We start from the raw sequence: 6,629 nt of genomic DNA on the forward strand, positions 1-6,629 counted from the left end.
CCGTGGCTGTTCCGAAGCGGAAGATGTCGCGCAGCAACACGCGCCACCGCCGGTCGCAGTGGAAGGCTGCGGTCCCCACCCTGGTTGCGTGCGAGCGCTGCCACGAGCCCAAGCAGCAGCACATCGCGTGCCCGTCGTGCGGCACTTACAACAAGCGTCAGGTCCTCGAGGTCTGAGCGGCTGGTGAGAGGCACCGTGTCTAGCCCCAAAAAGGCGGATGACGCCAAGGTAAGTAGTCCCCGCCAGCGCGGGGGCTCGGCGGACAACACGGCCTCGTCCCACACGCTTCTGGAAGGGCGGCTCGGCTACAAGGTCGAGTCCGCCCTTCTGGTGCGCGCGCTCACCCACCGTTCGTACGCGTACGAGAACGGCGGTCTGCCCACCAACGAGCGCCTGGAGTTCCTCGGGGACTCCGTGCTCGGCCTGGTCGTGACGGACACGCTGTACCGCACCCACCCCGACCTGCCCGAGGGCCAACTGGCCAAGCTGCGGGCCGCGGTGGTCAACTCGCGTGCGCTGGCGGAGGTGGGCCGAGGCCTCGACCTCGGTTCCTTCATCCGGCTCGGCCGGGGCGAGGAAGGCACGGGTGGCCGGGACAAGGCGTCCATCCTCGCCGACACCCTTGAAGCGGTGATCGGCGCGGTCTATCTCGACCAGGGGCTCGATTCGGCGGCGGAGCTGGTGCACCGCCTGTTCGACCCGCTGATCGAGAAGTCCTCGAATCTCGGGGCCGGCCTGGACTGGAAGACCAGTCTCCAGGAGCTCACCGCGACCGAGGGGCTCGGCGTGCCCGAGTACCTGGTCACGGAGACCGGCCCGGACCACGAGAAGACCTTTACTGCTGCCGCCCGCGTCGGAGGCGTCTCGTACGGCACCGGCACCGGCCGCAGCAAGAAGGAAGCGGAGCAGCAGGCGGCCGAGTCCGCCTGGCGTTCGATCCGCTCCGCGGCGGACGAGCGTGCGAAGGCGGCCGCCGAGGCCGCTGAGGCCGCCGCCGCGGAAGGCTCAGCCGACGCCCCGTCGGGCGCCGCCCAGGCCTGAGCAGCCGGACTTCCTCGGAGCCCTCACCGGACACCGTCCGGCGGGGGCTCCGCGTGCTCCGGGCGTGATGGCCGAGGGCCGTGCCGGTTCGGCAGCACCGGTCCGCGCCGTCGTGGCCGGTCGCCGGAGGGCAGGGGACCGGCGCCCCCCCGCCGCGCGCTACGCTGCGGACATCGCCCTGTCACCCCTCCGGAGGACCCCGTGCCCGAACTTCCCGAGGTCGAGGTCGTACGGCGCGGACTCGACCGCTGGGTGGCCCACCGGACCGTCGCCGACGTCGAGGTGCTGCACCCGAGGGCGATCCGGCGCCACCTGGCCGGGGCCGACGACTTCGCGCACCGGCTCAAGGGGCACCGCATCGGTGAGCCGAGCCGTCGCGGCAAGTACCTGTGGCTGCCTGCCGAGGACACCGGCACCGCCGTACTCGCCCACCTCGGGATGAGCGGCCAGCTGCTGGTGCAGCCGCACGCGACGCCCGACGAGAAGCACCTCCGTATCCGCGTACGGTTCGCGGACGTCCTGGGCACCGAGCTCCGCTTCGTGGACCAACGCACCTTCGGTGGGCTGTCGTTGCACGACACGACCCCCGACGGGCTGCCCGACGTCATCGCGCACATCGCGCGCGACCCCCTCGACCCGCTCTTCGACGACGAGGCGTTCCACCGGGTGCTGCGCAGCAAACGTACGACGATCAAACGCGCCCTGCTGGACCAGTCGTTGATCAGCGGGGTTGGCAACATCTATGCGGACGAGGCGCTTTGGCGCGCACGCATCCACTACGAGCGCCCGACCGCCGGTTTCACGCGCCCCCGCACCACCGAACTCCTCGGCCACGTACGGGATGTGATGAACGCGGCCCTCGCCGCGGGCGGCACGAGCTTCGACAGCCTGTACGTCAACATCAATGGCGAGTCGGGGTACTTCGACCGCTCGCTCGACGCGTACGGGCGTGAGGGACTGCCGTGTCGGCGGTGTGCCACGCCGATGCGCAGGCGGCCCTGGATGAACCGGTCCAGCTACTTCTGCCCGAAGTGTCAGCGGGCGCCGCGCGTGGCGTCGTAACGCTCCCGGGCCCGGAGCACGTCGTCCATATGGCTCTCCACCAGCTCGACGAGGGCCATCAGGCGCTCGGAGACCTCGCGGCCGAGCGGGGTGAGGGAGTAGTCGACACGCGGCGGGTTCGTGGGCTGGGCGTCGCGGTGGACCAGACCGTCGCGCTCCAGGGCGTGCAGGGTCTGGGAGAGCATCTTCTCGCTGACGCCGTCGACACGGCGGCGTAGCTCGTTGAAGCGGAGCGTGCCCTGGTACAGAGCGGCCAGCGTGAGACCGCCCCAGCGGCCCGTGACGTGCTCCAGGGTGCCTCGCGACGGGCAGTTCCTGGCGAACACGTCGAACGCGAGATCCTCGAAGCTCTGCGGGCTCGCGGGCTCCCGCACGGGCGTCGCGGCGGTCTGCGCGGTGGATTCCATACGCCGAGGATACTCCCGCACAGCGCTAACCAAAAGGTTGCACTTACTTCTGGTTAGCGCTTGCGGATCCTGCGGGGCCTTGCGGGGCTCTGCGGGGTCTTGCAGGGCTCAGTAGCCGAAGTCCTGCGTCCACCACGGTCCGCCGGCACCGAGGTGCACGCCGACGCCGAGGGTGGTGAAGTCGCAGTTCAGGATGTTGGCGCGGTGGCCGGGGCTGTCCATCCAGGCCTTCATGACCGCCTCGGCGGTGGCCTGGCCGCGGGCGATGTTCTCGCCGCCGAGGCCGGCGATCCCGAGCGCGGACGCGCGGTCCCACGGGTCGCTGCCGTCGGGGTCGATGTGGTCGAAGAACTCGCGCAGGGCCATGTCCTTGCTGAACGCCTCGGCCAGCTTCGCCAGCGCGCTGTTCGCCGCCACCGGGTCGCAGCCCGCCTTGGCGCGCTCCACGTTGACCAGCCTGAGCACCTCGGCCTCGGCCTGGGCCTCCGCGGAGATCTCCACCGGGGCCTCGGGCGCCGGCTCCTTGGTCTCTTTCTCGGCCGGCTTCTTGGTCTTCTCCGGCTTGGGCGCTGGGGCCTTCTCGGACGGCGCCTCCTCGGAGGGCGTCGGGGTCGGCGTGACCGGCTGTGAGGGGGTGGGGGGCGGCGGGGTGGGAGCGCGCTCGCCGTCGCGGCTCGCGGCCTCCTCCTCGGGGCGCTGCTCGCCGGCGGCGGCGCCGCCCGCGCCGCCCTGCTGGGTCGGCAGGCCCGACGGGGAGCCCGTCGGCAGCACCGTGTCGGCGCTGTTGCCGCCGCTCACGTTGTATGAGTCGCCCCCGGGCAGCACGCCGGTGGCCACCGCGACCGTGCCGATGGCGACGGCGGCGGAGACGCCGAGCAGGCCCGTGCGCACAGGTGTCACGGTCTTCTTCTGCTTGCGGTGTGAGCGCCTGCCCTGCGGGGTCTCGGCCTCCAGGACCGCGGCGAATCCGTACAGGTTCTCCGGGCCGTAGTACTCCGCGGGCGTGCCCTGCGTATCAGTGACCCCGGTGGCGCGGCCCGTGGCGGCGCGGCCGGCGGCGGAGCGTCGGTGGCGTCCCATGTCCTGTGCCTTCCTCGTCCTTGCGGTCAATGCCCTCACAGAACTCACACGAATGAGTGAGTTTCATATGAGATTCATTGGGTGTGGACGGTACAGCATGGCGCCAGGGGAGGAAGTGCTCCGAGGGACATTGGCCCGTTAGCGTGCACTCATGAACGAGGATGTACGGCTGGTCACGTGGGTGCGTGGACATGTCCAAGGGGTGGGTTTCCGCTGGTTCACCCGCGCCAAGGCCCTGGAGATCGGCGGACTGAGTGGTTTTGCTCTCAATCTCGCCGACGGACGGGTCCAGGTGGTCGCGGAGGGCCCGCGTGCGGCGTGTCAGGGTCTGCTCGACTGGCTCCAGGGCGACGACACACCCGGGCACGTGGACGGTGTCACTGAGATTTGGGACACGCCCCGCGGCGGCTACGAAGGCTTCGCCATCCGCTGAGCCTGTTCCGTGAAGCGGCCCGGTGACCAGGGCCGAACATGCCAGGGGCGCCTGCCCGGAGCGGAAATGACCTGGTGGTTGCCAAGAACCGCAGGTCGTGGCAGGCTCCGCGAGTAAGAGTGATCTCTGTGCCCCGAGGCCTCGCAGGAACCACCCGCGCCGCCCCATCAGGGCCGCGCGACCCCGGGTTGCCCGGCAAAGCGGGCGTGATCGTGTTGACCGTCAAACTTTTTGGTGAGACGCTGAAAGCCCCGCGCACCTTAGCTGTTTGGCATGGATGAACGGCAGCACAACTCCACAGTGCCAAGCACCGCGGGTGCGATTCCCTCACGACCCACACCGCTTCGGTCGGTCACTCAGTGTGGAGGACCATCCATCATGGCAAAGGCGCTTCTCGGTTACGTCGGCGGCTCCGACCCTCGACTCCTCGCCGAGATGCGACGGCTCCAGCAGCGCGTCCAGGACCTCGAATCCGAGCTTGTACGGATCCAGGCCGAGAACGACGAGCTGACGGCTGCCGCTTCTCACGACAGGATCATGGAGAGCATCGACGCACACCAGGCGGAGCCTGCGCTCACCTGATCGCTGCATCGCATACCACCGCACAACAACAGCAGTGGTTGGGCTTGTCGTATCAGCCGCTACGTTGTCAGATCTGCAAGGGGCGCCTTTTCGGCGTCCCTTCTTTCTTGCCCCCGCGCACCCTCTCACTCTCTTTAACGTCTGGTGTGCCCTGCACGTTCATGGGTGAAACCGCGCGTTCATGGAGTGAGACCGAGGCGAAAGGTAGAGTCCGGCTGCGTGCACCTCAAGGCGCTGACCCTGCGCGGGTTCAAATCGTTCGCCTCGGCGACCACGCTGCGGTTCGAGCCGGGGATCACCTGTGTCGTGGGCCCCAACGGCTCGGGCAAGTCCAATGTCGTGGACGCCCTGAGCTGGGTCATGGGCGAACAGGGGGCCAAGTCGCTGCGCGGCGGCAAGATGGAGGATGTCATCTTCGCCGGCACCACCGGGCGCCCGCCGCTCGGCCGCGCCGAGGTGTCCCTGACCATCGACAACTCCGACGGGGCGCTGCCCATCGAGTACGCCGAGGTCACCATCACGCGGATCATGTTCCGCAACGGCGGCAGCGAGTACCAGCTCAACGGTGATACGTGCCGTCTCCTCGACATCCAGGAACTCCTGTCCGACTCCGGCATCGGCCGCGAGATGCACGTCATCGTCGGCCAGGGCCAGCTCGACTCCGTCCTGCACGCCGACCCCATGGGCCGCCGCGCCTTCATCGAGGAGGCCGCGGGCGTCCTCAAACACCGCAAGCGCAAGGAGAAGGCGCTGCGGAAGCTGGACGCCATGCAGGCCAACCTGGCCCGCGTCCAGGACCTGACGGACGAGCTGCGCAGACAGCTGAAGCCGCTGGGCCGCCAGGCGGCGGTCGCCCGCCGGGCGGCCGTGATCCAGGCGGATCTCCGGGACGCGCGGCTGCGGCTGCTCGCCGACGATCTCGTACGACTCCGCCAGGCGCTCCAGGCGGAGGTCGCCGACGAGGCCGCGCTCAAGCAGCGCAAGGACGCCGCCGAGGCCGAGCTGAAGAGGGCGCTGCAACGGGAGGCGCTGCTGGAGGACGAGGTCCGGCAGCTCACACCGCGCCTCCAGCGGGCCCAGCAGACCTGGTACGAGCTCTCGCAGCTCGCCGAGCGGGTCCGGGGCACGATCTCCCTCGCCGACGCTCGCGTCAAGAGCGCCACCTCCGTGCCCGCCGAGGAACGGCGCGGACGCGACCCCGAGGACATGGAGCGCGAGGCCGCCCGCATCCGCGAACAGGAGGCCGAGCTCGAAGCGGCCCTGGAGGCGGCGGAACGGGCCCTGGAGGACACGGTCGCCCACCGGGCCGAGCTGGAGCGCGAGCTCGCCTTCGAGGAACGCCGCCTGAAGGACGTCGCCCGGGCCATCGCCGACCGCCGGGAGGGCTTGGCACGGCTCAACGGCCAGGTCAACGCCGCCCGCTCCCGCGCCGCTTCCGCCCAGGCCGAGATCGACCGCCTCGCCACCGCCCGCGACGAGGCCCAGGAACGCGCGGTCGCCGCCCAGGAGGAGTACGAGGCGCTGAAGGCCGAGGTCGACGGCCTCGACGCGGGCGACGCCTCGCTCGCCGAGCAGCACGAGGCGGCCAAGGCCGCGCTCGCCGAGGCCGAGTCCGCCCTCACCGCGGCCCGCGAGTCCGCCACCGCCGCCGAACGCGAGCGCGCCGCTACCCAGGCCCGCCACGAGGCCCTCGCCCTCGGCCTGCGCCGCAAGGACGGCACGGGTGCGCTCCTCAGTGCGAAGGATCGTCTCTCCGGCCTCCTGGGCCCCGCCGCCGAACTCCTGACCGTGACCCCGGGCTACGAGACCCCCCTCGCAGCAGCCTTCGGCGCCGCCGCCGACGCCCTCGCGGTGACGACCCCCGCCTCGGCCGCCGAGGCCATCCGGCTGCTGCGGAAACAGGACGCGGGCCGGGCGGCACTGCTGTTGGCGGGGGCGCCGGAGGAGCAGCGGAGTGGCGGCCCGGGGGCGGAGGGCGGGCGCGGTGGGGGATCGGTCGGTGGTGCGGCTCCGGTGGGCAGTCG

Annotated in this window: 8 protein-coding genes; 6 read left to right on the forward strand and 2 right to left on the reverse strand. The window is 70.8% G+C overall.

Features of this window, described 5'->3' with window-relative positions:
- The first annotated feature begins 2 nt into the window (after nt 1–2).
- From rpmF to mutM, 3 genes are all read left to right on the forward strand, one after another.
- Nucleotides 3–176: a 50S ribosomal protein L32 gene (gene rpmF, locus ACWD3C_RS06310; protein WP_003951102.1), complete on the forward strand. Its 174-nt coding sequence runs from the start codon at nt 3–5 to the stop codon at nt 174–176.
- Nucleotides 177–183: 7 nt separating this feature from the next.
- The gene (gene rnc / locus ACWD3C_RS06315; protein WP_451140647.1) at nt 184–1,041 is read left to right on the forward strand and encodes a ribonuclease III; all 858 of its coding nucleotides are present in this window, start codon (nt 184–186) and stop codon (nt 1,039–1,041) included.
- 201 nt (nt 1,042–1,242) lie between these two features.
- Entirely contained in the window at nt 1,243–2,103 is an 861-nt protein-coding gene (gene mutM / locus ACWD3C_RS06320) for a bifunctional DNA-formamidopyrimidine glycosylase/DNA-(apurinic or apyrimidinic site) lyase (RefSeq protein WP_451140649.1), read from the forward strand.
- On the opposite strand, the gene ACWD3C_RS06325 is transcribed toward mutM, so the two are convergent.
- Together ACWD3C_RS06325 and ACWD3C_RS06330 are read right to left on the reverse strand one after the other, a co-directional pair.
- Nucleotides 2,076–2,510: a winged helix-turn-helix transcriptional regulator gene (locus tag ACWD3C_RS06325; protein WP_451140651.1), complete on the reverse strand. Its 435-nt coding sequence runs from the start codon at nt 2,508–2,510 to the stop codon at nt 2,076–2,078. The two genes, mutM and ACWD3C_RS06325, sit on opposite strands and share 28 nt — an antisense overlap.
- Nucleotides 2,511–2,618: 108 nt before the next feature.
- Nucleotides 2,619–3,590, reverse strand: coding sequence for a CAP domain-containing protein (locus ACWD3C_RS06330; RefSeq protein ID WP_451140653.1), 972 nt, complete (start codon nt 3,588–3,590; stop codon nt 2,619–2,621).
- A 151-nt stretch (nt 3,591–3,741) separates the two neighbouring features.
- On the opposite strand from ACWD3C_RS06330, the gene ACWD3C_RS06335 reads away from it, so the two are divergent.
- From ACWD3C_RS06335 to ACWD3C_RS06345, 3 genes are all read left to right on the forward strand, one after another.
- A complete protein-coding gene (locus ACWD3C_RS06335) occupies nt 3,742–4,023 on the forward strand; it encodes an acylphosphatase (RefSeq protein ID WP_451140655.1) in 282 nt (93 codons plus the stop codon).
- Nucleotides 4,024–4,401: 378 nt separating this feature from the next.
- The gene (locus ACWD3C_RS06340; protein ID WP_451140657.1) at nt 4,402–4,605 is read left to right on the forward strand and encodes a hypothetical protein; all 204 of its coding nucleotides are present in this window, start codon (nt 4,402–4,404) and stop codon (nt 4,603–4,605) included.
- Nucleotides 4,606–4,824: 219 nt separating this feature from the next.
- A partial coding sequence (locus ACWD3C_RS06345) for a chromosome segregation SMC family protein (RefSeq protein ID WP_451140659.1) occupies nt 4,825–6,629 on the forward strand: 1,805 nt, incomplete at its 3' end.

The sequence above is a fragment of the Streptomyces sp. NPDC002845 genome, assembly GCF_053591955.1.